Source organism: Gilliamella bombi (genome assembly GCF_900103255.1).
In the GTDB taxonomy this organism is placed as follows: Bacteria; Pseudomonadota; Gammaproteobacteria; order Enterobacterales; family Orbaceae; genus Gilliamella; species Gilliamella bombi.
Window position 1 is genome coordinate 1 of sequence record NZ_FMWS01000074.1, and the last position, 1,717, is coordinate 1,717.

At 29.8% G+C, this 1,717-nt stretch carries 2 protein-coding genes and 1 pseudogene; 1 reads left to right on the forward strand and 2 read right to left on the reverse strand.

The genetic code is table 11. From position 1 onward, the window contains the following. Positions 1 to 219: IS3 family transposase (locus tag B9N71_RS11800; protein WP_143422139.1), on the forward strand; the 219-nt coding region annotated here is incomplete at its 5' end. A 14-nt stretch (positions 220 to 233) separates the two neighbouring features. Here the strand turns inward: B9N71_RS11800 and B9N71_RS11805 are convergent. Next, positions 234 to 1,307, reverse strand: coding sequence for a hypothetical protein (locus B9N71_RS11805; RefSeq protein ID WP_085166053.1), 1,074 nt, complete (start codon positions 1,305 to 1,307; stop codon positions 234 to 236). A gap of 1 nt (position 1,308) precedes the next feature. Then, a pseudogene (locus tag B9N71_RS11810) lies at positions 1,309 to 1,717 on the reverse strand (hypothetical protein); the annotation flags it as partial.

The window sequence follows — 1,717 nt, forward strand, 5'->3', positions numbered from 1 at the left end:
AATGCGGTTGTTGAGAGTTTTTTTCATACACTCAAAACACATATTATTCATGACTGTTACTACAAAACGAGGAAGCAGGCTAATAAAGCACTATTTGAATATATTGAAATCTATTATAATCGGATACGCCGTCATTCAGCTAATAGCTGGGTATCACCTGAACAATATGAACAACAATATTACCAAAACGAAAAAATGATAGAGGTGGGCACTGTCTAATATTTTGGCGAGGATCACCCTTCACCGTAATTCCAAGGATTAAAAGCATACCCTCTAATCCATTTTATTATTTCTCCGTGCTTTTTACTGCTGTAGCTTACCTTAAACCAGACATTAGAATATTGGTCTTTATCCCAAATGACATCCAGAATTTTGACAAAATCGTTTTGTACTAAATACATACTTGTTGGCTCATTTTCATTGGGGTTACTATAAAGATTAATTCTTTCTTGTTGAATATAAGACGTGATATTGGGTTTTAGAGTAGATTTATTTAGTAGTTCTAATAAGCGCTGTTTATCATAAAAAGTAGTATTCCCTTTTGCATCAATAATATCTAAACCAATAAAACCCTCTGAACTGGTTTTACTCGCCATTCGCTGGTAAATTTCTGATTCTTTAAAATGGTATTCTTTTTCCTTATTCACCATAACAACTGTAAATTTATTTGAAGAATAATCATCAAGTGATGAATAACGTCGATAAAAACTAATATCATCTATTTTACCAATAAAAGCATCAAATTTTTTATGAGATAAATATTCGTTACTTTCTGGAAAATATATATTATTGTAGATACTGTATAAGTAAAACTCAGGAAATAAATTTTCAAACCCTTCTTTACCAAATCCATCTTCGATAATTTTTTTATCGCCACAATAAGAATATTTGGCTTCCATAAAATTTTTTAATTGACTATTAATATATATGCACTCAACCATCAAATCGTTATTTTCAATAATTATTGGTATATTAGCCGTAGTGTAATCTGATGGTGTACTGACATAATAAAATTTTGGTTTATTATTCCATTTTGCAATAATGATCCCTATCATACCTTTTATGCCAATTACATTTTTATATGATTTATTGAAATTTTTTGCATGTACTTCTAGTATTGCTGACTCCGAAAAAAAATCATCTTCATCACTATTTTTATTTTCACAAAAGTAAGATATAAACTTATAAGACTTAGAGTTAATATTAAATTTTTGATTTGTGATGCTTTTTTTAGTTAAGCAAGATTCTTCTGCTGAACAAACTGCACTGATTATCATCACTAATATCAATAATATTATTTTTCTCATTCTAAAATTCCTCAGTTAAATTTGACGTCTCTCGAAGGATTGATTCAAATTGCCTCGCAAAAAAGGCTATATTATCAGCACTATCATTTTTATTTATTACTGCTCTTGCTGCTTTATAATCAATATGACTTTTATAGATATACCCTGGCAATTTACCACCAGTAAAAATCCCTTTCATCATTCCCCAAATCATGATTGGTACGGCATAATCAAGTTCAGCTGCTTTATCGGGTTGATTAACAAAATCAATACCAAAATAGTCACTCACTTTTTTATAATTATTTTTCCACGTTAAATGAACTAAACCTCTTCCTCGATATTTATAACCATCACCTTCTTTTGTGTTACCCATATCTTTTGCATATTTCCGTGCATCGGGTGTACTAGCCAATACAGGATCATATTTATTA